Consider the following 23659-nt stretch of genomic DNA (forward strand, 5'->3'; position numbering starts at 1 on the left):
GTCACCCTGGCGCGGGGCCTCTGATTCAGTTCTTCGGCCAGTCCTCCTTTCCCGGGGCGGGTGGTGGTCCCAGCGGACCACCACCCGCCCTTCTTCCTTGCTCACTTCGGACGGTCAGTTGTCGGTGGCGCGCAGCGGGTCTCCGCGCGAGGCGAAGCGCGGCCCCTGCTGTCCCGGTAGGACGGCGATGTCTCCTTCCTGGTCGGTGCGCAGCACTCGAGTGCCGGCGCGGGTGAGGATGTCGACCACGAACGGGTTCGGGTGGCCGTAGTCGTTGCCCGCGCCGACGCTGATCAGCGCGAGCCTCGGTCGCACCGCGTTCAGGAAACGCGGTGTGGTGTAGCGGGACCCGTGGTGCGGAACCTTGAGCACCTCGGCTCGCAGATCCGCGCCCGAGGACACCAACCTCCCCTGCCCCGGCAGCTCGACGTCACCGGTGAGCAGCACTCGGCCAGACGGGGTGGTCGCGCGGATCACCAGCGACGCGTCGTTGGCGTCGTCGGCGGTCTGCGTGCGGGTCACGCCCGGGTCCGGTGCCAGCACGTCGAGCACCAGGCCCGGCCAGGTCAGCCGTTGTCCGGACCGCAGCGCGACGATCGGCGTGCGGTGCGCTCGGGTGTCGCGCACCAGGTCGTCGAAGGCCCACCTCGGTTCCCGCAACGGCCCGACCGCCACCGCACCCACCGGGATTTCGCCCAACACCGTGCGCAGCCCGCTGACGTGGTCGGCGTGCAGGTGCGTCAGCACGGCCATCGGGACCCGGCGAATCCCCAAGCGCCGCAGGCAGTTCGCGGCTCGGCGAGGATCCGGTCCGGTGTCGACCACCACAGCCTCCCCCGGCGTCCCGGTGGCCAGCACCAGGCCGTCGCCCTGCCCGACGTCGCAGGCCACCACGCTCCACCCCTGCGCGGGCCAGCCCGGCAGCATCGTGCGCACCGGCAGCACGACCAGCGCGCTGAGCAGCACCGCCACCACGGCCAGCAGCCGAATTCTCCTCCCTCGCAACGCGATCAGCCCCACCAGCAGCAGAACCGCCAGCAGCAGTCCGCCGCCGGTGCCCGTCGGCCAGTCCACGACCGCCCCCGGCACGGCCGAGGCTCGGTCGGCGATCAGCAGCACCCACTCCAGTTCCGGCCCGGCCAGCTCGACGAAGACCGCTGCCGGCCACGTCGATATCGGTGCGGTGATGGTGGCCAGCACCCCGAACACGGTCGCCGGTGCGATCACCGGTGCGGCCAGCAGGTTCGCCGGTACCGCGACCAGGCTCACGCCGCCGGAGATCGCGGCGATCAGCGGCGCGGTGACCACGTGCGCGGCCACCGGCACCGCGACCGCCTCGGCCAGCCCGACCGGAACGCCGCGAACCCGCAGCGCAGCCGCCCAGGCGGGCGCCAGCAGCACCAGGCCCGCCGTGGCCGCGACCGACAGCGCGAACCCCGCGCTGATCGCCAGCTGCGGAAGCAGGAGCAGCAGCGCGATCACGCTGGCCGCCAAGGCCGGCAGCGCTGAGCGGCGACGGCCGAGCACCAGCGCGAGCAGCGTGATCGCCCCCATCACCGCGGCACGCAGGACGCTCGGTTCCGGACCGGCCAGTCCGACGAACCCGATCAGCGCCACGCCCGCGCCCAGCGCGCAGACCACCGGGCCGAGGCCCAGCAGGTGCAGCAGCACCAGGACCGCACCGCACACGATCGCCAGGTTCGCGCCGGACACGGCGGTGAGGTGGCTCAGCCCGGCCGTCTCGAACTCCTGCTCCACCTCGGGTGCCAGCCCCGCGGTGTCACCCACCACGAGCCCCGGTAGCAGCCCGGCCGCCTCCGGGGCGAGCCGCTGCGCGGCGATCTCGCGCAACCCCGACCGCATTTCGGCGGCCACGCGCTGCCACTGCGGTGGCGGGGTGATCTCGCTCGGCGCCCGGTAGACCGGCACCACCGCCACGACCAGCTGACCCGCGCGCGGTGGCACGGCCTTGCCCCGGACGGTGAGCCGCTGCCCGGCGATCAGGCCGCGCCACGAGTCCGTCGGAACCAGCAGCACCACCGAACCGCCCGCCCGGAACCGGTGCCCGCCGATCTCGGTGGTCACCAGGTCCGCTCTGGCCAGCGACCGGTCCTGCGCGCGGCTGGCGCCGAAAGCCGCACCGCGCAACGGGGTCGGCGCTGCCGTCAGCTCGACCCGCAAGGTCACCCGCTCGCCCTCGCCGGTCGCGTGCCGCAGCGGGTGCTCGGCGACGTCGTGAGCCCGGACGGCGACCCCGGCGCCCCCGACGCCTGCCAGCAGCAGGACCACCAGCACCGCCCGGACAGCGGGCCCGCGTCGCGAGTACGCCCAGATCGGCGGGGCCACGACCGTGGTCGCCAGCGCCGTCACCGCTGCCGGTGCCCAGCCCGCCCGCAGGCCCAGCAGCGTCACCAGCCAGACCGCGGTTGCCGCCGGAACCAGCCGCAGGTCCGGCCGCCGGATCACACCCGCACCAGGTCGCGCAGCTTGGACAGCCGGGAATCGCCTATCCCGCCGACCTCGCGGAGCTGGTCGACCGAGTCGAAGCGGCCATGTTCGGTGCGCCACTGCAGGATTCGTTCGGCGGTGACCTCGCCGACTCCCGGTAGTCCATCGAGCTGCTCCTTCGTCGCTGCGTTGAGGTCGAGCTTGCCGTCACCACCGCCGCCCGAACCGGACTGGCCCGGCTGGGCGGCCTGAGCCTCCGGGGGCACCGGAATGGCGACGTAGAGCTGCTCGCCGTCGGCGAGGCGCCGGGCGAGGTTGAGTCCGGTCAGGTCGGTGTCGGGCAACGGCCCGCCGGCCGCTGTGACGGCGTCGGCGACCCGGGCACCGGCGGAGACGGTGACCAGCCCGGGACGCTCCACCCGGCCGACGACGCTGACCACCAGCTCCGCAGGAGCGGTGCTCGTCGCCACCGGGGGCGGCGGAGGCGGCAGCGGTGGCGGCACGGGTTCGGCGGTCGGGCGTCCCGACCAGGCGAAGACGAGCACGCCGAGCAGCACGGCGGCGGCCACCAGCCCGACCGCGAGCACCCCGGCGCGGCCGGGGTCCACTCTGGACCGCAGCAGGGGTTCGGGCAGCCATCGCTCGGCCAGCCGCGACAACGGCGAACTTCGGCCACCACCCGGCGGTTTCACCGAGTAGTTGCGCTCGAGTCGTCGCGTCGGCTCGTCGTGCTCGGCCTCACGGCGCAAGGTCTGCAACCGGGACCCGGTGTCGAGCTGTTCGTAGGAGGGGTTGTCGGCAGCGCGGAAGAACTTCGAGTCGAACATGGCGACGACAGTAGCGCGACCGAAAGTCGTTGTGCACGTTCATTTTTCGTGCATCTGACTACTGTGGACCGAACTGTCCCGGGATTCAGCTCGAAGGTGTGGAATCCGCGCCTCGAAAGGTTTTCACCCGGAGAAACGCCACCCGTTCGGGAGAACCACCACGCCCACGGATCCGGGGCCGATGTGCGCGCCGATGACCGCGCCGACCTCCGAGACCACGCACTCGACCGACTCCCCCAGCTCGGCGGTGAACCGCGCCGCGAGCTCCTCGGCGTGCTCAGCCGCGGCGAGGTGGTGCACCGCGACCGCCGCAGGTGCGGAACCCGCTGCGTCCAGCGAGATCTCGCGCAGCCGGGCCATCGCGCGGGTCGTGGTGCGCACCTTCTCCAGCGCGTCGATGCGCCCGTCGTGGACGTGCAGCAGGGGTTTGATCGACAGCGCCGTGCCCAGCACCGCCGCCGCGGTGCCGATCCTGCCGCCGCGCCGCAGGTATTCCAGGGTTTGCACGGAGAACACGGTGGTGGTGCGGGCGGACGTCACCGAAGCGGTGTGCTCCACCTCGTCCAGGTCGGCGCCCACCGCCGCCGCGTCGGCGGCGGCGAGCACGGAGAACCCCAGCCCCATCGCCGCCGACCGCGAGTCGACCACCCGGACCCGGTCCGGATCGGTCTCCCGGGCGGCCAGCCGCGCGGCGTCCCACGTCCCCGACAGCTGCCGGGACAGGTGCACCGCGACCACGCCTTCGGCGCCGTCGTCGAGCGCCTGCCGGTAGGCGCGCGCCAGCTCACCCGAGGTGGCGCTGGCCGTGGTCACCCGGTGCTTGCGCTCCAGGGCACCGGCGAGGTCGCAGGGCGAGAACTCGGTCTCGTCGACGTGCTTCCCACCGTCCACGCTGACGTGCAGCGGAACGACCCGAACCCCGTACCGAGCGGCGTATCCGGACGGCAGGTAAGCCGTGGAATCGGTAACGACGGCAATGGACACGGCGCAACCCTACGACGTCAGACGGCGGATGCGATCACACGTGCGCTTGGACGCCGGCGTTGTAGGCCATCAGGCGCCAGCGGTGATCGCTCGGGCTGCGGCGCTTGAGCACCACCCAGTGGCAGTTGCGCACGCCGCCCAGGCCTGGCCACAGCTCCACGGGCAGGGCCAGCAGCTTCGCGGTGAGCGCGGTGATCAGCCCGCCGTGGGCGCACAGCAGCGCGGTGTCCTCGTACTGGTCGTCGAGCTCGGTGACGACCTCGACAGCGCGCGTGGCGACCTCCACGCGGGACTCACCGCCGGGCGGCGCCCAGGTCGGGTCCGCCCGCCAGGTGTTGAGCGCGCCGGGCCAGCCGTGCTCAACCTCGGCACCGCTCAGGCCCTGCCACTCGCCGACGTGCGTTTCCCGCAGCCGCTTGTCCAGCTTCACCGGTTCGCCGCTGACCTTGGCGTAGGCGGCGGCGGTCGTGCGCGCGCGGTTCAGGTCCGAGCTGACCGCCACGGCCGGCTCGAAGGCCGCGATCGCCGGTGCGGCGTGCTCGGCCTGCGCGATGCCGTTGGCCGTCAGCGAGCTGTCGAGATGCCCCTGGATGCGGCCGGCGAGGTTGTAGTCGGTCTCGCCGTGCCGCCACAGCACGAGCCGGTCGAGGCTCACTCGTCTTCCTCGGCGGGCGCGCCCTGATCGACGAACTCGATCTGCGGGCAGTCCTTCCACAGCTTCTCCAGCTGGTAGAAGGAGCGCTCCTCCTCGTGCTGGACGTGCACCACGACGTCGACGAAGTCCAGCAGGACCCACCGGCCTTCGCGGGCGCCCTCGCGCCGGACCGGCTTGATCCCCGCCGCGCGCAGCTTCTCCTCGACCGCGTCCACGATCGCTTCGACCTGCCGCTCGTTGGGCGCGGAGGCGATCATGAAGCAGTCGGTGATGACCAGCTGCTCGGAGACATCCAGCAGGACCACGTCGGTGGCCTTCTTGTCGGCCGCCGCTTGGGCGGCGATCAGGGCCAGCTCACGGGCCTTGTCGGTGGCTGCCACGTCACTCCTCTCGGGCGGGCTCGGTGTGCCCGCGCCGGGTAGCAGGATAGGCCGCCCGCCCCAGCGAGGACCCGCCCGGCCTTCGCGTACAACTCCTTTATCCCCGAGCGCTGCGCTCAGGTCCACGCGGGCCCGAGGGCCGGGCGCTCGCCGATGCAGTGCACCACGTCGGCGACAAAACCCCGACATCGGCCTTGACCTGGAACGACAGCGGTGGCGGCTGATCTTCCACTTGCCGCGGCAGGAGCATCGCGGCGAGCTGCCGGGGCCCTCCGGCCGTGGTGATGGTCATGCGATGCGGATGCGGCTCGCCGCACCGCATCACCCCTGGCTGCCTCGATCGAGAACGCGCCGCGTTTCGATGGTCACCCCTCCGCTGGCTCGTCCCCCGCACACGTGCGCGATGCTCAGGCAGTAGCGCACCCACATGTTCAGCTGCATCTCCTTGGCCAGCCGGAGCCGGGCGTAGAGCAGGTTGACCAGTGCGCTGCTCGGGCGGGCCCACGTCTCGATCTCGAAGCGCAGGAGGTCGCCCTCGGGCACCGCGCGGAACTCGATCTGACCCGCTTCGAGGTGCCCCTTCAACGTCACGAAGCGGAAGCGGTCGGGCCCGCACCCGACGACCCGCACGGGCCCGTCCCACGGCCCGGGCATGCGCACCACGAACTCGTCACCGAGCCGCAGGTCGTCCATGTCCCCGCTGGTCTTGTAGAACTTCGCCACCTCGGTGGGAGCCGCGAGGTTGAGGTCCTCCTTCACCTGCTCCATCAGGTCGCCGGGACCGCGCACGCCGTCCTCGATGCGCACGCTGAAGAGGCGGTGGTAGAGCTCGCCCACACCGGCCGCGTCCGGCTGGCAGTGCTCATCGACCAGCTCGCGGGGGACCTCCGGTGGCGGTCGCTCATCGGTGCGCACGCACACCTCGCTGCGGTGCAGCGCAGTGGTCTGCCACAGGTAGCGCCAGGAGACCAGCGCCATTCCCATCAACCACCCCGCCAGCAGGGTGATGTACCCGGCGATCTTGGCCATGTCGTTCCCTTCGCGGAACCGGCTGGGAGCAGGGATGCTGGCATGGTCCCTCCAGTCGAGCAGAACCACACGTCAGCGAGGTGGGATCGGTGATGGCGCTCCTCCACCGGATCGGCGTGCGCAGCGCGTACCTGCAGGTGGCTTCCCTCGGATCGGTGGGCCTGTGCATCGGCCTGTGGATCCGGGCGAAGACCGTCGACCAGTCGGAGCGGGGCAACGCCGAGCGCAGGGCGTTGTTCGTCGGCTTGTGGCCGCCAACCCTGTGGTTGATCGGCGACACCCTCCGCGAGCTGGAGTGAGCGGAACCCGCGGCGACCTGCTCGCCGGTGTCGATCATGTCGCGGCGCTGGCGGATCTGGAGTGGCGGCACGTCAACTACGCGGCGGAGGAAGTCCGCGAGCCGCTCTGGAACTTCGACTCCCACCGCCGTTGCCTCGGCGTCGAACGACCCGGGCCGCCCGAGCCGGGCGGGGTCTGGGAGACCGCGTGCCGCCTGGTCCGCGACTACGAGTTCGCCGTCCCCGGACGGATTCGCGCGATCTACCGGCGGGAATCGGCGTTGCTGGGCCGGGACCTGCTGCTGGAGGGCCGCTTCTTCGGCTTGCGCTTCCACATGGGCGTGCGCGTCACGGAGATCGTTGACGAGGCACGTCCCGAGCGGGTGTGGGGCTGGTCGTACGAAACCCTCGAAGGGCACCTCGAACGCGGGAAGATGAGCTACCTGGTGACCAAGGACCTCACCTCAGGTCGCGTGGAGTTCCTCGTCTCCGGCTTCTCGCAGCGCTCACCCGGCCTGGCGCCCCTGGTGCGATTGGGCTGGGCGGTGTTCGGCAGGCGCACGCAACTCCGCTTCTACCGCCACTGCGGCGAGCGCGTGAAACGGCTCCTGCAGGAAGCCCTGGCCGGACGTGCTCCGGACCCGGTGCAGGTGTCGGACGGCGTGGTGCTGGTGCCCTCCGACGCCGCTGCGCACCGGCTCGACGTCGTGCGCGTCCACCTCGACCACCCGGGCTGATCAACCCCCGCTAGGGACCCCACTCCGCCGGGGTTTCGCGGTAGAGGCCGCGCTTCGTGATGTACTGGACGATGCCGTCGGGCACGAGGTACCAGACGGGCAGTCCCGCGCGGACGCGGTCGCGGCAGCCGGTCGAGGAGATCGCCATCGCCGGGATCTCCACCAGCGACACCGCTCCGTCCGGCAGGTGCGCGCTGTTGAGCGAGTAGCCGGGCCTGGTCACGCCGATGAAGTGGGCGAGCTCGAACATCTCCTCGACCCGGTGCCAGGACAGGATCTGCTCGAGGGCGTCGGCCCCGGTGATGAAGTACAGGTCCGCGTCCGGGAACTCCGCGTGGAGGTCGGTGAGCGTGTCGGCGGTGTAGGTCGGCCCCTTGCGGTCGACGTCGACCCGGCTGACCAGGAACCGCGGGTTGGACGCGGTGGCGATCACGGTCATCAGGTACCGGTCCTCGGCGGGCGAGACGACCTCGTGGCTCTTCTGCCACGGCTGCCCGGTGGGAACGAAGATCACCTGTTCGAGGCCGAACTGCGCCTGCACTTCGCTGGCGGCCACGAGGTGTCCGTGATGAATGGGATCGAAGGTGCCACCCATGACCCCGATCCGGCGACGAGACATAGCTGACAACCCTAGATAAGCGTCCCGACCAGGCACGTCAGCGGGGCGTCCCGGGGTGTCGGAGGCCACGGTCCCGGCGCGGACTCCCCTCAACCCCACGCCGGGTCCCGCGGCCGACCGCGAGACCCGGTCCAGGCTCCCCCCTCGACCGGGCCCCGCAGCCCTGCGCGATCCTCGGCGGCTGGGGGCCCACCTCGGATCGCGGGCGCTGCCTCGTGGGCGCGCACAGGTGAGATGCACGCGCTTCGGGGTTCATGACGCGACTGGCGAAGTGTTGCACGTCACTCTTCTGGGGCGATGACCTTCCCGGTCCCGACCTCCTTGACCAGGATCGCCTCCACCGGGCAGGACTCCGCCGCGTCGACGACCTCGTCGGCCGGTTCGACCTGGTCCTTCAAGGCCGTCGAGTAGCCGTCGACCAGGTCGAAGTGGTCCGGGGCGACCCCGGCGCACATGCCCGATCCGATGCAGGTGTTCGCGTCGATCTCGATCGACCAACTCATCAGCTCACCTCTTCTTCCCGTATGAGCGAGATCACTCGACACCTTGCCACGACAAGACCATCCGCTGGGGCCCGCGGACCAGAAGTCCGGTCTTCCAGTCCACGTCCTGCTCGGGCGAGTTCGGGAAACCCAAACCGGGAAACCGGGTCAGCAGGGTGCGCAGCGCGACCTGGAGCTCCATCCGGGCCAGCTGGGCGCCGAGGCAGTGGTGCGGGCCGTGCCCGAAACCGACGTGCGAGGCCTCCGCGCGGGCCAGGTCCAGCGCCTCCGGGTCGTCGAACACGGCCTCGTCGCGGTTCGCCGAACCGATGCTGGACAGCACCGGTTCTCCGGCGCGCACCAGCACGCCGCCGAGTTCGACGTCCTCGGTGGCGTAGCGGGCGAAACCGGCGCCGACGCCGAGCGGCACGAAGCGCAGCAGCTCCTCCACCGCCGACGGGATCAGGTCCAGGTCGGCGCGCAGCCGCTCCAGCTGCTCGGGGTGGGTCAGCAGCACGTGCAGGCAGTTGGGGATCTGCGAGGCCGTCGTCTCGTGCCCGGCGACGAGGATCCCGGCGACCAGCCGCACCATCTCGTCCTCGGTGAGCTTGTCCTGCTCGTCGCGCGCGGCGATGAGGCCGGTGATCAGGTCGTCGGCGGGTTCGACCCGGCGCTGGGCGATCAGACCGGCGATGTAGTCGTTCATCCGGTCGATGTGGTCGGCGGCCTGATCGGCGGAGAGCTTGCTGGTGGACAGGAACGCGTCCGACCAGACCCGGAAGTCCGCCCGGTCCTCGTAGGGCACGCCCAGAAGTTCGCAGATCACCGTGATCGGCAGCGGCAGGGCGAACTCCTCGACCAGGTCGGCCGGCCCGCCCCGCTCGATCATGGCGGTCACCAGGCCGTCGGCGATGTCCTGGGTGCGCGGGCGGAGCTGCTCGACGCGGCGCTGGGTGAAGGCCTTGGCGACCAGGCGGCGCAGCCGCGTGTGGTCGGGCGGGTCCATGCTCAGGATCCCGCCGGACTGCTGCCGGGGCCGCAGCCGGGGTTCGTCGCGCCGGAGGCATTCGGCGCGGCTGAAGCGCGGGTCGCCGAGGACGACCTTGACGTCCTCGTAGCGGCTGGCCAGCCACGCCTGCTCGCCGTAGGGCAGCTTGATGCGGGTGAGCGGTTCCTGCTCGCGCAACTGGGCGTAGATCGGATCGAGGTCGAGGGACTCGGCGACGTTGAACGGGTACGTCCTCGGCTCCGTGGCGGTCATGCGCAGCTCCCGGGAGACAGCGTTTGTAAGCACTCGCTCACAAGGTCACGCTACGCCCGGGAAAAGCCCTGCGCACGACCTGATCAGCGATCGTCCGAAAGGTCCGTTCGCTCCAGCAGGGCGGATGCGGCACGGGTGACGTAACGGACGATGACCTCGGGATCCGCCTCCGACAGCGGGCTCTTGCCGAGCACCGAGCGGACCATGCCGATGCCGAACACCCACGCCAGCACGAGGTCCGCGCGCAGCCGCGCGTCGTCGGCGTCGGTGAGCTCGGCGAGCCGCTCGGTGTAGCGGTCGCCGAGCTCGCCGCGCAGCATCTCGGCCGCGCGTTCGTCGCTCCACGAGCGCAGCATCGCCACCAGCGGGTGCTCGCCGTTGGGCTCGGCGCTGTCGAGCAGGTTGATCAGCAGCTGCCGGGGCAGCTCCTCGGCGGAGAGCTCGGCGATCACCTGCTCGTTGTTGCGTGTCAGCACGGCCGCGAACAGCTCCTGCTTGGAACCGAAGTAGCGGAACAGCAACGCCTGGTTGACCCCGGCCCGGGCAGCGACGTCGCGCACCGTCGTCGCGCTGAAACCGCGCTCGGTGAACAGCTCCGAAGCGGCTTGCAGCAGGGCTTCCTTGGTGGCGGCGGAATCGCGCTTGCGTCGCGGCGCCTGGGTCAAGCTCAGCTCCCCGGCTTGACCGGGGCCGAGCCCGGCCGCACGTGGCCGTCGCCGTAGGCGAGCCACTTGGTGGAGGTCAGCTCCGGCAAGCCCATCGGGCCCCGCGCGTGCAGCTTCTGGGTGGAGATGCCGATCTCGGCACCCATGCCGAACTCGCCGCCATCGGTGAAGGCGGTGCTGGCGTTGACCATCACCGCAGCCGCGTCCACCTGCGCGGTGAACTGCTGAGCGGCGCGGAAATCGCTGGTCACGATGGCCTCGGTGTGCCCGGAACCGTGCTCGCGGATGTGCTCGACCGCAGCGGGCAGCGACTCGACGACCGCAGCGGCGACGTCCAGCGACAGGTACTCGACGTCCCAGTCCTCGTCGGTGGCCGGCACGACGTGCGAACCACCGGCGCCCACCACCCGCTCGTCGCCGTGCACGGTCACCCCTGCTTCGCCGAGCTCGGCGATCGCGCGCGGCAGGAACTCCTCGGCGATGTCGGCGTGCACCAGGAACGTCTCAGCCGAGTTGCACACGCTCGGGCGGCGGGCCTTGGAGTTGAGCAGGATGCGCAGCGCCATGTCCACGTCAGCGCTGGCGTCGACGTAGACGTGGCAGTTGCCCACGCCGGTCTCGATGGCCGGCACCGTGGACTGCTCGACGACCGCCGAGATCAGGCCCGCTCCCCCGCGCGGGATGACCACGTCGACCAGGCCGCGAGCGGTGATCAGGTGGTGCACCGACGCCCGGTCGTGGCAGGGCAGCAGCTGGACCGCGTCCATCGGCAGGCCGTGCCGGGCCACCACGTCGCGCAGGATCCACACCAGCGCGGTGTTGGAGTTCTCCGCCGAGGACGAGCCGCGCAGCAGCACCGCGTTGCCCGACTTCAAGGTCAGCCCGGCGGCGTCGACCGTCACGTTCGGACGCCCCTCGTAGACGATGCCGACCACGCCGAGCGGCACCCGGACCTGGCGCAGCTGGACGCCGTTGGGCAGCACCTGACCGCGCAGCACCTCCCCCACCGGGTCCGGCAGGCCGGAGACCGTGCGCAGACCGTCGGCCATCGCCTCGACGCGGCCGGTGCTCAAGCTCAGCCGGTCGATCAGCGCCTCGGTCATGCCCGACTCGCGGGCGGCGGCGACGTCCTGCTCGTTGGCCTCCAGGACCTCGGGGGCGCGCTTGACCAGCTCGTCGGCCATGTCCTGCAGCAGGGCGTCCTTGGCGCCGCGGGTGGCCTGGGCCAGCTCGGCGGCGGCCTCGCGGCCCCGGCGCGCGGCCTCGCGCACCTGTTCGCGCAGCTCGTCGCCGGTGGCCTTGTCAGAGGTGGGGAACTCGATGACGGTCACCCCACCAGCCTAATCCGTGCGGTCACACCGCTGGCAACGCATTTCCCGCTCCTCAGGACAGCACCACCGGCAGCTCCCTGAGCCCTCGAATCCGGAAGCCGGGCGCCCGCTCCGGCACCGCGCCGGGGTCGGCCAGCCGCACAGCCGTGCGTGTCGGTGTCGAAGCCGTCAGCCGGAAGCTCCCCCATCCGCGGTCAAGGCACCAGAACCGTGCGATGCGCAGCCGGTCGGCAAGGGGCTCCGACACGCCCGCGCGGCCCCGAACGCGGTGCGTCAGGAGCTTCCGGTAGGAATTCGGGACGTGGATGAAGAAGCGCTGCGGGAACTCGCCGAGGAACGACTCCGAGCACTGGCCGGCCCGGAGGCCGCGCTGCGCGAGGACCAGTGGGCCGCGATCCGCGCGCTGGTGCTCGAACGCCGTCGCGCGCTGGTCGTCCAGCGCACCGGCTGGGGCAAGTCGGCCGTGTACTTCATCGCGACCGCGCTGCTGCGCGAGCTCGGCGAGGGCCCGACCGTGATCGTCTCGCCGCTGCTGGCGCTGATGCGCAACCAGGTCGCCGCGGCCGCCAACGCCGAGGTCCACGCCGCCACCATCAACTCGGCCAACCCCGAGGAGTGGGCCGACATCGAGGAGCGCGTGGCTGCCGGTGAGGTCGACGTGCTGCTGGTCAGCCCCGAACGGCTGAACAACCCCGACTTCCGCGACACGATCCTGCCCGAGCTGACCCAGAGCGCCGGTCTGCTGGTGGTCGACGAAGCGCACTGCATCTCCGACTGGGGCCACGACTTCCGCCCCGACTACCGCCGGCTGCGCACGTTGCTGACCGAACTGCCCGAGGGCGTCCCGGTGCTGGCCACCACGGCCACCGCCAACGACCGGGTGGTCGCCGATGTCTCCGAGCAGCTCGGGGTCGGCGGCGAGTTCACCGACCCGCAGGAGACGCTGGTGCTGCGCGGCACCCTCGACCGCGAGAGCCTGCGGCTCGGCGTGGTGCGACTGCCCACCGCGCAGGCCCGGCTGGGCTGGCTGGCCGGACGGCTCGAGGAGCTGCCCGGCTCCGGCATCATCTACACGCTCACGGTCGCCGCCGCTCACGAGATCACCTCCTACCTCCGGGAGCAGGGCTACGAGGTGGCCGCCTACTCCGGGCGCACCGACCCGGCCGAGCGGGAGCAGGCCGAGGCGGACCTGCTGGAGAACAAGGTCAAGGCGCTGGTGGCGACCTCGGCGCTGGGCATGGGTTTCGACAAGCCCGACCTGGGTTTCGTGGTTCACGTGGGCGCACCGTCCTCGCCGATCGCGTACTACCAGCAGATCGGTCGCGCCGGCCGCGGCGTGCAGCGCGCCGAGGTGCTGCTGCTGCCCGGACCGGAAGACCGCGAGATCTGGAGCTACTTCGCCTCGCTGGCGTTCCCGCCGGAGCACACCGTGCGCGCGGTGCTCGACGCGCTCGCCGAGCACGGCAAGCTCTCCACCGCCGCCCTGGAACCGCACGTGGAGCTGGGCCGCAACCGGCTGGAGATGGTGCTCAAGGTCCTCGACGTCGACGGCGCGGTGCAGCGGGTCAAGGGCGGCTGGGAGGCCACCGGCGAGCCGTGGCACTACGACGCGGAGCGCTACCAGCGGATCGAGGCCGAGCGGCGGTCCGAGCAGCAGGCCATGATCGAGTACCAGACCACCTCCTCCTGCCGGATGGAGTTCCTGCGCCGCCAGCTCGACGACCCGCACGCCGAGCCCTGCGGGCGCTGCGACAACTGCACCGGGACGGGCTACTCCGCCGACGTCGACGAGCAGGCCGTGCAGCAGGCGCAGGAGCGGTTGCAGCGGCCGGGCGTGGACATCGCACCGCGCAAGATGTGGCCCAGCGGCATGTCCGCGCTGGGAGTGGAGGCCTCCGGCAAGCTTCCCGAGTCCGAGCAGGCCACCACGGGTCGCGCGATCGGCAGGCTCACCGACATCGGCTGGGGCAACCGGCTGCGCGAGCTGCTGGCCACCGGCGCGCCCGACCAGGAGCTGCCGGACGACCTGTTCCAGGCGGCGATCAAGGTGCTGGCCGCGTGGGAGTGGGAGCAGCGCCCGGTCGGTGTCGTGGCGCTGGGCTCGCGGACCCGCCCGAAGCTGGTGCGCAGCCTGGCCGAGCGCATCGCCGGGATCGGCCGGTTGCCGCTGCTCGGCGAGGTGCTGACGAACCCGAACACGACGCCGAACCGCGCCACCAACAGCGCGCAGCGGGTGGCGTCGCTGTGGCGCCAGTTCAAGATCGACGAGGAACTGGCGGCGAAGCTGTCCGGGCTGGACGGGCCGGTGCTGCTGATGGACGACTACGCCGACACCGGTTGGACCGCAACGGTCGTCGGCCGGATGCTCCGCCAGGCCGGTGCGCCGGCGGTGCTGCCGTTCACCCTCGCCTCGACCAGCTAGCGACCGCACCGGCCAGCGCCGACATCGGCAGCGGACCGCTGGCCAGCACCGCGTCGTGGAAGGCGTGCAGGTCGAACCCCGCTTCGCGCTCGGCCTGCGCGCGCAGCCGCTGCAGCTCCAGGCGACCGACCATGTACGACAGCGCCTGGCCGGGAGACTCGACGTAGCGGTCGGTTTCGCTCTGGACCTCCACCTCGGGCATGAGGGTGTTCGCGCGCAGGAAGTCCACGACCCGCTGCCGTGGCCAGCCGAAGGCGTGCAGACCGGTGTCCACGACCAGCCGGGCCGCACGCGTGGAATCCATCGCGAGCATGCCCAGGCGGCTGAGATCGTCGCTGTAGAGCCCGATCTCGTCGGCCAGCCGTTCCGCGTACAGGCCCCAGCCCTCGATGTAGGCGTTGAACCCGGCGACCTTGCGGATCATCGGGACGTCGCCGAGCTCTTGGGCGAGGCTGATCTGGAAGTGGTGCCCGGGCACCGCCTCGTGGAACGCCAGCACCTCGGCGAGGAAGCGCGGCCGCTGCTCGGCGGCGTGGGTGTTGGCGAAGTAGGTGCCGGGCCGCGACCCGTCGACCGGGCCGGGCAGGTAGGCGGCGCCGACGGCGTCCGGTGCCTGGTCGGCGGGGAACGGCTCGATGCGGCAGCGGTGGGTGGGCGTCCGGCCGAACCACCGGGGTGCGACCTCCTCCGCCCTGGTCACAGCCGTTCTCGCGGCGGCGAGCAGCTCGTCACCGCTGGACCAGCGCAGTTCGGGGTCGGTGCGCATCCGGTGCCGGATCTCGGCGGCGTCGCGCAGGCCGAACACCCGGGAACCGATCTCGGCGTACTCCTCGTCGAGTTCGGCCAGCAGTGCCAGACCCGTCCGGTGCAGCTCCTCGGGCGTGCGATCGGTCGTGGTGTGCATCCGGGCGAGGGCGGTGTAGGTCTGCGCGCCGTCCGGGAGGAAGCAGAGCCCGGGTTCGTCGTCCGACCTGCCGGGCAGGTCGCGCAGCACGTCGCGGTAGGCCGCGAGCGCGGGCCGGACCTCCTCGGCCAGCAGCCGGTCCCGCTCGTCGTCGGAGCTCAGCGGTGGCCTGCGCAGCGGATCGTCCTGCGGTGCGGCCAGGTGGGCGTCGAGGTGCTCGATCGCGACCCGGACCCGGCGGGCGACCGGAAGCCGTCCCGCCCGCGCCCCGGCCAGGTGCCGCCTGCCGCTCTTGGCCAGGAACTCCGGGACGGCGGCGAGCACGGCGTGGAAATCCCGTTCCTGATCAGGGGTTTCGGGGTGCCGCTGCGGGATCATCTCCAGGACCTTGCCCAGCGGCGAGACCACCGAGTCGTGCATCGTGTGCTCGACCAGGCGGGACTCGATGCGAGTGGCCACGCCCTCCGCCTCGGCGATCACCACCTCGCGGGTGAGGTCGTCGCCGTCGAGTTCGCGCGCGGTCGCGGCGAGGCGCAGGGCGCGGTCGCGCACGGCGGCCCCGGCTTCCTCGTCCGGGTCGTCGAGCCGGTCGGCGGTTCCGGGAAGGCCCTGCAACAGCTCGTTGAGCGGGTTCTCGTCGACGAGCACCTCGACCAGCTCGTCGGCCGCTTCGCGCACCGCATCCATCCCGGCAGTGTGCCGCAACCGGTGCGCCGAGCTCACCCGCATTTCCCGATTCCAATCAGGATTCGGACCTTTCGTGCACCTGCTCGAACGCTTACCGTGTCGGCACCCGCACCGGGCGCCCCACACGGAGGTCGCGATGACCCAGGACGAAGCGGTGACCCACAAACTGCCGGTCCGAACGCTGGTCGCGGCCAGCATCGGCAACGCCATCGAGTGGTACGACTGGACGATCTACACGGCCTTCAGCGTGTACTTCGCCTCCGCGTTCTTCCCCGGCGAATGGGCCCTGATCAACACGCTGGCCACGTTCGCGCTCGCGTTCTTCTTCCGCCCGCTCGGCGGCTGGCTGCTCGGCCGCTTCGCCGACCTGCACGGGCGCAAGACCGCGATGCTGGTGACGATCTCGCTGATGGCCGGCGGGTCGCTGATCATCGGCCTCCTGCCGACCTACGGGGCGATCGGCTGGCTGGCGTCGATCCTGCTCGTGCTGGCCCGCATCGGGCAGGGGCTCTCGCTGGGCGGTGAGGTCTCCAACGCCTCGGCGTACCTGGCCGAGATCGCCCCCGCGTCCCGGCGAGGCCGGTACTCGTCGTTCTTCTACATCTCCACCGGTGCCGCGCTGCTCATCGCCTCGCTGCTGGGCTTCCTGCTGACCTCGGTGCTCAGCGACGAGCAGCTGTCGTCCTACGGCTGGCGGATCCCGTTCATCCTCGGCGGCGTCCTCGGTCTCGTGGGCATGTGGCTCCGGCGCACGCTGAGCGAGACCGAGCAGTACGAGGAGAACAAGACCAAGGCGAAGTCGTTGAAGAACCCGCTGATGCTGACGCTGCGGCACCACCCCAAGGCGGTCGGGCAGCTCGTCGGGTTCACGATGCTCTCGACGCTGTGCTACTACACGTTCTTCAGCGCGCTGACGCCGTTCGCCGTGAAGAACCGGGGCGCCGACGCCACCGACGTGTTCCTCGCGCTGTCCATCGCCACCGCGTTGTTCATCGCGCTGCAGTACCCGATGGGCGTGGTCTCCGACCGCTACGGCCGCAAACCGCAGCTGCTGGCCTGGTCGGCGGCCACCGCGTTCCTCATCGTGCCGCTGTCGTACCTGGTGCGGCCCGGGCTGGGCGGTCTGCTGGTGGTGTTCTGCGTCGGCGTCGGCCTCTACACCGCGATGACCTCGATCGCGCCGGCGATCATGTCCGAGCTGTTCCCCACCGAGCTGCGCGGGCTGGGCATCGGCGCCTGGTACAACCTCACCGTCGCCGTCTTCGGCGGCACGGCTCCGCTGGTCATCCAGGCCTTCGCCAAGTTCGACGCCTCGATGGGCTTCTTCTGGTACATCGCGGTGGGCGCGGTGATCGCCTTCTTCGTCATCCGCACCCTCCCCGAAACGCGGAACACCGAGCTCCGCTGACGCTGGGTCAGCGCAGCGGGACGAGGTCGTCCGCGTGGACCACTTCCCGGCGTTGTTCCGGGGGGAGGTCGTGGGAGGTGCGGCCGATGAGGGTCGGGAGTTCGTCCGCGTCGTAGGCGACGACACCCCGGGCCACGACCTTGCCGGTGGGGTTGATGAGTTCGACGACGTCGCCGCTGTCGAAAGCGCCCTCCACGGCGGTGATCCCGGCGGCGAGCAGGGAGCGGCGGCGCTTCACCACCGCCGCGACCGCGCCGTCGTCGAGCCACAGGCGGCCGTTGGCGCCCGCGGCGTGGGCCAGCCAGAAGCGGCGGGCCGAGAGCCGGTTGCCGGTCGCGGCGAAGGCCGTGCCGACGTCCGCCGCACCCAGCGCGCTCTCGGCGTTGGCCGTGGAGGTCAGCAGCACCGGGATCCCGGAGGTGCAGGCGACTTTCGCCGCCGCGACCTTCGAGGCCATGCCGCCGGTGCCCAACCCGGACGCGCCCGTGCTGCCCGCGTCGACGCCGGCCATGTCGGCGGCGCTGGTGACCTCGCGGATCACCTTCGAACCGCCCTTGCGCGGATCGCCGTCGTAGAGGGCGTCCACATCGGACAGAAGCACCAGCGCGTCGGCACCGACCAGGTGCGAGACCAGGGCGGCGAGCCTGTCGTTGTCGCCGAAGCGGATCTCGGTGGTCGCCACCGTGTCGTTCTCGTTGACCACCGGCACCACGCCCAGCCCGAGGAGCCGGTTCAGGGTGCGCTGGGCGTTGCGGTAGTTGCTGCGGCGCACCACGTCATCGGCGGTGAGCAGCACCTGCCCGACGGTGAGGTCGAAGCGGGCGAAGGACTCGGCGTAGGCGTGGGCCAGCGCCAGCTGCCCCACCGACGCCGCGGCCTGCTGCGTCGCCAGGTCCTTCGGCCTGCGGCGCAAGCCCATCGGGGCGATGCCCGCGGCGATGGCCCCCGAGGAGACCAGCACGACCTGGCCTCCGGCGGCGACCCGCTTCGCGACCGTGTCCACCAGCCCGGACAGCCGTTCGGAGTCCAGACCGCCCTCGGTGGTGGTCAACGACGACGAACCGATCTTCACCACGATCCGCTGCGCGGCCGCGACCGCCTGCCGAGTCGACGAGAGGCTCACTCGTCGTCCTCCTCGCCCCCGACGTAGCGGCCGAACTCGTCCAGCCCGCTACCGCGCCGCGCCTGCTTGGCGACCTTGCGCTCGTGCGCCGAAACCCGCTCGTCGGACTCCAGCCGCAGGTCGTGGCCGCGACGGCCGAGCACGCTGGCCATCCCGGCGGGGGTGGAGGGCTCCCAGTCGAAGGTCATGTTGCCGATGGTGACCTGGCTGCCCGGTTCGGCGCCCTGCTTGGCCAGCGCGTCCTCGACGCCCAGCTTGGCCAGCCGGTCGGCGAGGAAGCCCACGGCCTCGCTGTTGTTGAAGTCGGTCTGCCGGATCCAGCGCTCCGGCTTCTCGCCGCGCACGATGAAGGCGTCCTCGTCCTCCGGGTCGGGCTCGACGGTGAAACCACCGTCGTCGACCGCGGTCGGTCGGACGACCACGCGCGCCGGTTCGGGCTCGGGCAGCGTCTCGCGGTAGCGCTCGACCTCGGCGCCCATCGCGAAGCTCAGCTCGCGCAGGCCCTCGCGGGAGGCAGTGGAGACCTCGAAGACCGGCCAGCCGCGCTCCTCGACCTCCGCGCGCACGAAGTCGGCGAGCTCGCGGGCCTCCGGCACGTCGATCTTGTTCAGCACCACCATGCGCGGGCGGTCGGCCAGGTCGGCACCGCCCTGCTCGGCGGCCAGCGCCGGGGTGTACTCGGCGAGCTCGTTCTCCAGCGCGTCGATGTCGGACACCGGGTCGCGGCCGGGCTCCAGCGTCGCGCAGTCGACGACGTGCACCAGGACCGCGCAGCGCTCGATGTGCCGCAGGAAGTCCAGGCCCAGACCGCGGCCCTGGCTGGCCCCGGGGATCAGACCCGGCACGTCGGCTACGGTGAACACCGTCTGACCTGCGGTGACCACACCGAGGTTGGGCACCAGGGTGGTGAACGGGTAGTCGGCGATCTTGGGCTTGGCCGCCGAGAGCACCGAGATCAGCGAGGACTTGCCCGCCGAGGGGAAGCCGAGCAGGCCGACGTCGGCGACCGACTTCAGCTCCAGCACCAGCTCCAGCTCTTCACCCGGCTCGCCCAGCAGCGCGAAGCCCGGCGCCTTGCGGGCCTTGGACGCCAGCGCGGCGTTGCCCAGGCCACCGCGACCGCCGGCCGCCGCGACGAACGCCGTTCCCGGTCCGACCAGGTCGGCCAGCACCTCGCCGTCCGGGGTGAGCACCACGGTGCCGTCCGGGACCGGCAGCACCAGGTCCTCGCCCTGGGCACCGTTGCGGTGGCCGCCCTTGCCGGGCTGACCCTTCACCGCGCGCGCGTTGGGCCGGTAGTGGAAGTCGAGCAGGGTGTGCACACCGGAGTCGACGACCAGCCTGACGTCGCCGCCCTTGCCGCCGTTGCCGCCGTCCGGCCCGCCCAGCGGCTTGAACTTCTCCCTGTGCACCGAGGCGCAGCCATTTCCTCCGTCGCCCGCGGCGACGTTGATGGTCACGCGGTCAACGAACCGCGACACGAATGCCTCCAGGAAGATCAAGCCGAGCGGGAGCCCGGCGGGTAGTGCTCTTGCTTGACGATTGCAACAGCGACGGGGCGCGTGCGCTTCCCGACCGCAACGCAGGTCACCCAGGGCAACAAAAAGCGAGGGGCGGCCCGGTCATGCCGGTTTCCGCCCCTCGCCGGGAAGTTGCTGGCCTGCGTCGAGAGCCGGATCAGGCCTCGACCGGCTGCACGCTGACGGCCTTGCGGCCGCGGTAACGTCCGAACTCGACGGTACCGGCGGACAGCGCGAACAGGGTGTCGTCGTTGCCTCGGCCGACGTTCAGACCCGGGTGGAACTTCGTCCCACGCTGACGGATCAGGATCTCACCGGCCTTGACGACCTGGCCGCCGTAGCGCTTCACCCCGAGGTACTTGGGGTTCGAGTCGCGGCCGTTCCGAGAGCTGGATGCGCCCTTCTTGTGTGCCATGACTACTCAGGTCCTCACTTGTTGATGCCGGTGACCTTCACGCGGGTCAGCTTCTGACGGTGACCCTGACGCTTGTGGTAGCCGGTCTTGTTCTTGAACTTGTGGATGCGGATCTTGGGGCCCTTGGTCTGCTCGACCAGCTCGCCGGTCACCGACACCTTGGCCAGCGCGTCGGCGTCGGTCGTGACCTCGGAGCCATCGACGACCAGAACCGCCGGGAGCGCGACCTCGGAGCCCAGCTCGCCATCGAGCTTCTCGACCTGGACGACGTCCCCGACAGCCACCTTGTACTGCTTGCCGCCGGTCTTGACGATCGCGTACATGAGTCGGAAGTCTCCTGCTGCTCGGTTTCGCTAATTCACCAGTGTGCGGCGGACGTCCGCCCCACCACGGGGGCTGGGCTTCCTACCACGCCGCCGGTGCAGCGTCTCGGTGGGTTCCTGTCTCAGCAGCGAGGACCGCGCGGGGCCGCACTCGAAACAGGCGTTTAATCTCTCCGCCCGTCCGGCGGCGAGAAGTTCTCACCCATCATACAGACCAGGTTTCCGTCCCCGATCGACCGGGGCGGTACCACCAGTGCGGATCCTCGCGGACCCCGCTCTGACGGGCGAGCCGGGACAGCATAAGCGAGCTCGTCCGCGGTCGGCGAACCGCCCCGCCGCGATGGCGGTTTCCGGCCGGTTCCCCCGTTCGGCCACCGTCGTGACCTGCTCTTGCTACCGTCAGTGGCCGCCCGTGATGATCTAGGGAAACGCAGAGTGACTGACACCGCTTCGGAGACCGGCCGCCAGGCCCCCGCACCCCCGACACCGCGACTGCCCGGGCCGGCGCGCCGGTTCGGGCCGCTGCTGCTGGGGATGTCGGCCGTCGTGCCGCCGCTGATGATGCTGCGCGAGGTCCTGCGCTACCCGCAGATGCACTTCTACGACTACTGGTGGGTGCTGCTCGACATCACCGAGGCCGACGGCTCGCTGCGCCCCGAGGCCCTGCTGGGATTCCGCAACGAGCACCCGTTCGTGCTGCCGAGCCTGCTGTTCTGGCTCAGCGCCCGCTTCGGCCACGGCCTCAACCAGCCGCTCGGGCTGGTGGTGCTGGCGATGGGCGTGGGATGCGTGCTGCTGGTGGCGGTGATGCTGCCGAAGCACCTCAACGCCTGGCAGCGCGCCGGCCTGGTCGCGGCCAACTCGACGCTGGTGTTCAACCCGCACGGCATCCACAACTACGTGCGCTCGATGAGCGGCGCCTCGTGGATCCTGGCGATGCTGCTGGTCCTGGGCGCGCTGCTGGCGATGCACCGGGAGCGCCGGATGATCGCGGTGGTGCTGGGCCTGCTGGCCTCGATCAGCTACGGCACCTCGTTCGCCGTGTGGCCCGCGCTGGCGCTGGTGGCCTGGCTGCGCGGCGACCGGCGGAAGTGGATCGCGACCCCGCTGGTGGTCGGGGTCGTGGTGGTGGCGGCGTGGCTGGTGCTGCGCGGGCCGCAGGGCGGCGGCGGGAGCTCGCCGACCGACGATCCGGCGCAGGCGCTGCTGGCCGGGCTGAGCATGCTCGGCATGGTGTGGACCGGCACCGAACCGTCGGTCGCGCTGCTGGCCGGTGTGGCGGGCCTGGGCGTGCTGGTGCTGCACGCGCACCAGACCGAGTCCGAGCGGCGGATCGCCGCGCCCTGGTGGGGGCTGGCGCTGTACGCGCTGGGCTGCGCGGTGATGATCTCCGGTTCGCGGGCGGCGTTCGGCGAGTCGGCCGGGCTGCAGAGCCGCTACAACAGCATGACCGCGGCGCTGTGGATCGCGGTGCTGGTCATCGTGGTCGCCTGGGCTCGCTGGCCGCGGTTCCGCGCGGTCGCGGTGGGCGGCACGGTGCTGGCCACGGTCGCGCTCGGCGCGCCGATGGCGCAGAGCGTGCGGGCCGACGCGCCCACCCAGCAGCTGCTGGCGGTGGCCGCGCGGGTCGGGCACCCCGACGCCTTCACCGATCGCTTCCCGTCGCCGCAGCAGCTGCTGCCCCGGCTGCAGGCGCTCGGGCACTACCCCTTCTCCCCCGAGTTCTCGCTGGGCTGCCCGGACGGGCTCGACGTCGGCGACCGGGTCAGCACCGCCCACTGGCGCACGCCCAGCGTCGACTCGCTGCGCGAACCGCGCCCGGACGGCCGCGACGTCGTGCTCAACGTCGAGACCGACCAGGTCCAGGGCGGCGCGCGGATGCTCAAGGGCTGGGCGATCTCCGGCATCGAACGCGCTCGCTGCGTGGCCGTGCTCGACCAGACCGGCACCGTCGTCGGCGGTGGCGTGGTCGACATCCCGCGCTCGGACGCCGAGGCGGCCACGCCCGGCATCGAGAGCGGCCTCGGGTTCCAGGCCGTGGCTCCCGCCCAGCCGGGCGCGCTGCGCGTGGCCCTCCAGTTCCCCGACGGCTGGTGGATCCGGCCGCTCACCGAGAAACCGCAGGTGGCGCGATGAGCATCCCGGAAGTGTCGCTGCTGGCGCCGGCCAAGGACGAGCGCGACAGCCTGCCGAAGCTCTTCGCCGAGATCACCGAGGCGATGTCCGCCCAGCACCGCGAGTGGGAACTGCTCGTCGTCGACGACGGCAGCACCGACGACAGCTGGCGGATCATCACCGAGCACTCCGAGCGGGACCCGCGGATCCGGGGCATCCGGCTGCGCCGCAACTTCGGCAAGGCGGCCGCGCTGGCCGCCGGGGTCGCCGAGCTGCGCGGCGAGCTCGTGGTCACCCTCGACGCCGACCTGCAGGACGACCCGGCCGAGATCCCCCGGCTGCTGGCCGAGCTGGACGACGGAGCGGACCTGGTCAGCGGGCACAAGGCGCAGCGCAAGGACCCGCTGGGCAAGCGGCTGCCGTCGAAGGTGTTCAACTGGGTCACCGGCCTGATCACCGGGCTGCGGCTGTCGGACCACAACTGCGGGCTGAAGGCCGCGCGCACCGAGGTGTACCGGCGGGTTCCGCTGTACGGGGAGCTGCACCGCTACATCCCGGCGCTGGCGCACCAGCTCGGCTACCGGGTGGTGGAGCGGACGGTCAACCACCGGCCCCGGCAGCACGGGGTGTCCAAGTACGGGCTCGAGCGCTACGCGCGGGGTGCGCTGGACCTGCTCACCGTGATGGCCCTGACCCGCTACGGACGTCGCCCGGCGCACCTGTTCGGCGGGCTCGGGATGCTGGCGGGAACGCTGGGGACTCTGGTGCTGTGCTACCTGACCGGGGTGTGGTTGTTCACCGAGGAGTCGATTGGAACCCGTCCACTTCTCACTCTCGGCATACTGCTGGAGATCTTCGGAGTTCAGATGATCTCGCTGGGTCTTCTGGCGGAACTCGTGCTGCACCGAACAGGCCGAGAACACGACGTGACGGTGCTGGTCACGGAGCAAACCCGAAATTCCGCGCACCACGCTTCGTGACCAAACATTTCAATTGGGAACACAGCGCGGTAACGGGCTCCTGACAAAGCCATTGCCCATTACCTG

22 protein-coding genes are annotated in these 23659 nt (G+C 71.4%); 6 read left to right on the forward strand and 16 right to left on the reverse strand.

What is annotated here, in order from left to right; genetic code table 11:
• Positions 1–114: 114 nt before the first annotated feature.
• The 6 genes from R4I43_RS11050 to R4I43_RS11075 all read right to left on the reverse strand — a co-directional run bounded on the left by R4I43_RS11050 (position 115) and on the right by R4I43_RS11075 (position 6323).
• Positions 115–2466 (reverse strand): DNA internalization-related competence protein ComEC/Rec2, encoded by a 2352-nt coding sequence (locus R4I43_RS11050; protein ID WP_324265484.1) that lies wholly within the window; start codon positions 2464–2466, stop codon positions 115–117.
• A complete protein-coding gene (locus R4I43_RS11055; RefSeq protein WP_324265485.1) occupies positions 2463–3275 on the reverse strand; it encodes a ComEA family DNA-binding protein in 813 nt (270 codons plus the stop codon). The genes R4I43_RS11050 and R4I43_RS11055 overlap by 4 nt, the downstream gene beginning before the upstream one ends.
• Before the next feature lie 123 nt (positions 3276–3398).
• On the reverse strand, positions 3399–4259 hold the full coding sequence (locus R4I43_RS11060) for a DegV family protein (RefSeq protein WP_324265486.1): 861 nt from the start codon (positions 4257–4259) through the stop codon (positions 3399–3401).
• Between the two features lie 34 nt (positions 4260–4293).
• A complete protein-coding gene (locus tag R4I43_RS11065) occupies positions 4294–4914 on the reverse strand; it encodes a histidine phosphatase family protein (protein WP_324265487.1) in 621 nt (206 codons plus the stop codon).
• Entirely contained in the window at positions 4911–5294 is a 384-nt protein-coding gene (gene rsfS / locus R4I43_RS11070; RefSeq protein ID WP_324265488.1) for a ribosome silencing factor, read from the reverse strand. Before rsfS ends, R4I43_RS11065 begins: the two co-directional genes overlap by 4 nt.
• A gap of 321 nt (positions 5295–5615) precedes the next feature.
• Entirely contained in the window at positions 5616–6323 is a 708-nt protein-coding gene (locus R4I43_RS11075) for a DUF1990 family protein (RefSeq protein WP_324265489.1), read from the reverse strand.
• A gap of 92 nt (positions 6324–6415) precedes the next feature.
• Here R4I43_RS11075 and R4I43_RS11080 point away from each other — a divergent pair, with 92 nt between their 5' ends.
• Entirely contained in the window at positions 6416–6622 is a 207-nt protein-coding gene (locus R4I43_RS11080; RefSeq protein ID WP_324265620.1) for a hypothetical protein, read from the forward strand.
• Entirely contained in the window at positions 6619–7338 is a 720-nt protein-coding gene (locus tag R4I43_RS11085; RefSeq protein ID WP_324265490.1) for a DUF1990 family protein, read from the forward strand. Before R4I43_RS11080 ends, R4I43_RS11085 begins: the two co-directional genes overlap by 4 nt.
• Before the next feature lie 10 nt (positions 7339–7348).
• Here the strand turns inward: R4I43_RS11085 and nadD are convergent, their stop codons facing one another.
• The 5 genes from nadD to R4I43_RS11110 all read right to left on the reverse strand — a co-directional run bounded on the left by nadD (position 7349) and on the right by R4I43_RS11110 (position 11696).
• The gene (gene nadD, locus R4I43_RS11090; RefSeq protein WP_324265491.1) at positions 7349–7957 is read right to left on the reverse strand and encodes a nicotinate-nucleotide adenylyltransferase; all 609 of its coding nucleotides are present in this window, start codon (positions 7955–7957) and stop codon (positions 7349–7351) included.
• A 281-nt stretch (positions 7958–8238) separates the two neighbouring features.
• Positions 8239–8460: a ferredoxin gene (locus tag R4I43_RS11095; RefSeq protein ID WP_324265492.1), complete on the reverse strand. Its 222-nt coding sequence runs from the start codon at positions 8458–8460 to the stop codon at positions 8239–8241.
• 31 nt (positions 8461–8491) lie between these two features.
• Positions 8492–9700: a cytochrome P450 gene (locus tag R4I43_RS11100; protein WP_324265493.1), complete on the reverse strand. Its 1209-nt coding sequence runs from the start codon at positions 9698–9700 to the stop codon at positions 8492–8494.
• Positions 9701–9783: 83 nt separating this feature from the next.
• Positions 9784–10365 (reverse strand): TetR/AcrR family transcriptional regulator, encoded by a 582-nt coding sequence (locus tag R4I43_RS11105; RefSeq protein ID WP_324265494.1) that lies wholly within the window; start codon positions 10363–10365, stop codon positions 9784–9786.
• Positions 10366–10367: 2 nt separating this feature from the next.
• On the reverse strand, positions 10368–11696 hold the full coding sequence (locus R4I43_RS11110; RefSeq protein WP_324265495.1) for a glutamate-5-semialdehyde dehydrogenase: 1329 nt from the start codon (positions 11694–11696) through the stop codon (positions 10368–10370).
• A 301-nt stretch (positions 11697–11997) separates the two neighbouring features.
• On the opposite strand from R4I43_RS11110, the gene R4I43_RS11115 reads away from it, so the two are divergent.
• Positions 11998–14118: a RecQ family ATP-dependent DNA helicase gene (locus R4I43_RS11115; RefSeq protein WP_324265496.1), complete on the forward strand. Its 2121-nt coding sequence runs from the start codon at positions 11998–12000 to the stop codon at positions 14116–14118.
• Here R4I43_RS11115 and R4I43_RS11120 read toward each other — a convergent pair.
• Positions 14096–15709 carry a DUF885 domain-containing protein gene (locus R4I43_RS11120; RefSeq protein WP_324265497.1) on the reverse strand — a complete coding sequence of 538 codons (1614 nt, stop codon included), beginning with the start codon at positions 15707–15709 and terminating at the stop codon, positions 14096–14098. The genes R4I43_RS11115 and R4I43_RS11120 overlap by 23 nt on opposite strands.
• 136 nt (positions 15710–15845) lie before the next feature.
• On the opposite strand from R4I43_RS11120, the gene R4I43_RS11125 reads away from it, so the two are divergent.
• Positions 15846–17117: an MFS transporter gene (locus R4I43_RS11125; RefSeq protein WP_324265498.1), complete on the forward strand. Its 1272-nt coding sequence runs from the start codon at positions 15846–15848 to the stop codon at positions 17115–17117.
• A 7-nt stretch (positions 17118–17124) separates the two neighbouring features.
• On the opposite strand, the gene proB is transcribed toward R4I43_RS11125, so the two are convergent.
• The 4 genes from proB to rplU form a co-directional block, all read right to left on the reverse strand.
• Positions 17125–18240: a glutamate 5-kinase gene (proB, locus tag R4I43_RS11130; protein ID WP_324265499.1), complete on the reverse strand. Its 1116-nt coding sequence runs from the start codon at positions 18238–18240 to the stop codon at positions 17125–17127.
• Positions 18237–19733 carry a GTPase ObgE gene (gene obgE / locus R4I43_RS11135; protein ID WP_324265621.1) on the reverse strand — a complete coding sequence of 499 codons (1497 nt, stop codon included), beginning with the start codon at positions 19731–19733 and terminating at the stop codon, positions 18237–18239. Before obgE ends, proB begins: the two co-directional genes overlap by 4 nt.
• 184 nt (positions 19734–19917) lie before the next feature.
• A complete protein-coding gene (gene rpmA / locus R4I43_RS11140; RefSeq protein WP_093421130.1) occupies positions 19918–20175 on the reverse strand; it encodes a 50S ribosomal protein L27 in 258 nt (85 codons plus the stop codon).
• Positions 20176–20189: 14 nt separating this feature from the next.
• The gene (rplU, locus tag R4I43_RS11145) at positions 20190–20498 is read right to left on the reverse strand and encodes a 50S ribosomal protein L21 (protein WP_324265500.1); all 309 of its coding nucleotides are present in this window, start codon (positions 20496–20498) and stop codon (positions 20190–20192) included.
• Between the two features lie 435 nt (positions 20499–20933).
• Between rplU and R4I43_RS11150 the strand changes: the two genes are divergently transcribed.
• On the forward strand, positions 20934–22634 hold the full coding sequence (locus R4I43_RS11150) for a hypothetical protein (protein WP_324265501.1): 1701 nt from the start codon (positions 20934–20936) through the stop codon (positions 22632–22634).
• Positions 22631–23593 carry a glycosyltransferase family 2 protein gene (locus R4I43_RS11155; protein ID WP_324265502.1) on the forward strand — a complete coding sequence of 321 codons (963 nt, stop codon included), beginning with the start codon at positions 22631–22633 and terminating at the stop codon, positions 23591–23593. The genes R4I43_RS11150 and R4I43_RS11155 overlap by 4 nt, the downstream gene beginning before the upstream one ends.
• Positions 23594–23659: the final 66 nt, after the last annotated feature.

It is taken from the genome of Saccharopolyspora mangrovi (assembly GCF_035320975.1).
Taxonomy (GTDB): Bacteria; Actinomycetota; Actinomycetes; order Mycobacteriales; family Pseudonocardiaceae; genus Saccharopolyspora; species Saccharopolyspora mangrovi.

What these genes read in the sequence shown, in the direction of transcription:
- R4I43_RS11055 (WP_324265485.1), bottom strand. Translation starts at nt 3,275, where the DNA reads ATGTTCGACTCGAAGTTCTTCCGCGCTGCCGACAACCCCTCCTACGAA.
- R4I43_RS11075 (WP_324265489.1), bottom strand. Translation starts at nt 6,323, where the DNA reads ATGGCCAAGATCGCCGGGTACATCACCCTGCTGGCGGGGTGGTTGATG.
- R4I43_RS11080 (WP_324265620.1), top strand. Translation starts at nt 6,416, where the DNA reads ATGGCGCTCCTCCACCGGATCGGCGTGCGCAGCGCGTACCTGCAGGTG.
- nadD (WP_324265491.1), bottom strand. Translation starts at nt 7,957, where the DNA reads ATGTCTCGTCGCCGGATCGGGGTCATGGGTGGCACCTTCGATCCCATT.
- R4I43_RS11095 (WP_324265492.1), bottom strand. Translation starts at nt 8,460, where the DNA reads ATGAGTTGGTCGATCGAGATCGACGCGAACACCTGCATCGGATCGGGC.
- R4I43_RS11100 (WP_324265493.1), bottom strand. Translation starts at nt 9,700, where the DNA reads ATGACCGCCACGGAGCCGAGGACGTACCCGTTCAACGTCGCCGAGTCC.
- R4I43_RS11120 (WP_324265497.1), bottom strand. Translation starts at nt 15,709, where the DNA reads ATGGATGCGGTGCGCGAAGCGGCCGACGAGCTGGTCGAGGTGCTCGTC.
- R4I43_RS11125 (WP_324265498.1), top strand. Translation starts at nt 15,846, where the DNA reads ATGACCCAGGACGAAGCGGTGACCCACAAACTGCCGGTCCGAACGCTG.
- rpmA (WP_093421130.1), bottom strand. Translation starts at nt 20,175, where the DNA reads ATGGCACACAAGAAGGGCGCATCCAGCTCTCGGAACGGCCGCGACTCG.
- rplU (WP_324265500.1), bottom strand. Translation starts at nt 20,498, where the DNA reads ATGTACGCGATCGTCAAGACCGGCGGCAAGCAGTACAAGGTGGCTGTC.
- R4I43_RS11155 (WP_324265502.1), top strand. Translation starts at nt 22,631, where the DNA reads ATGAGCATCCCGGAAGTGTCGCTGCTGGCGCCGGCCAAGGACGAGCGC.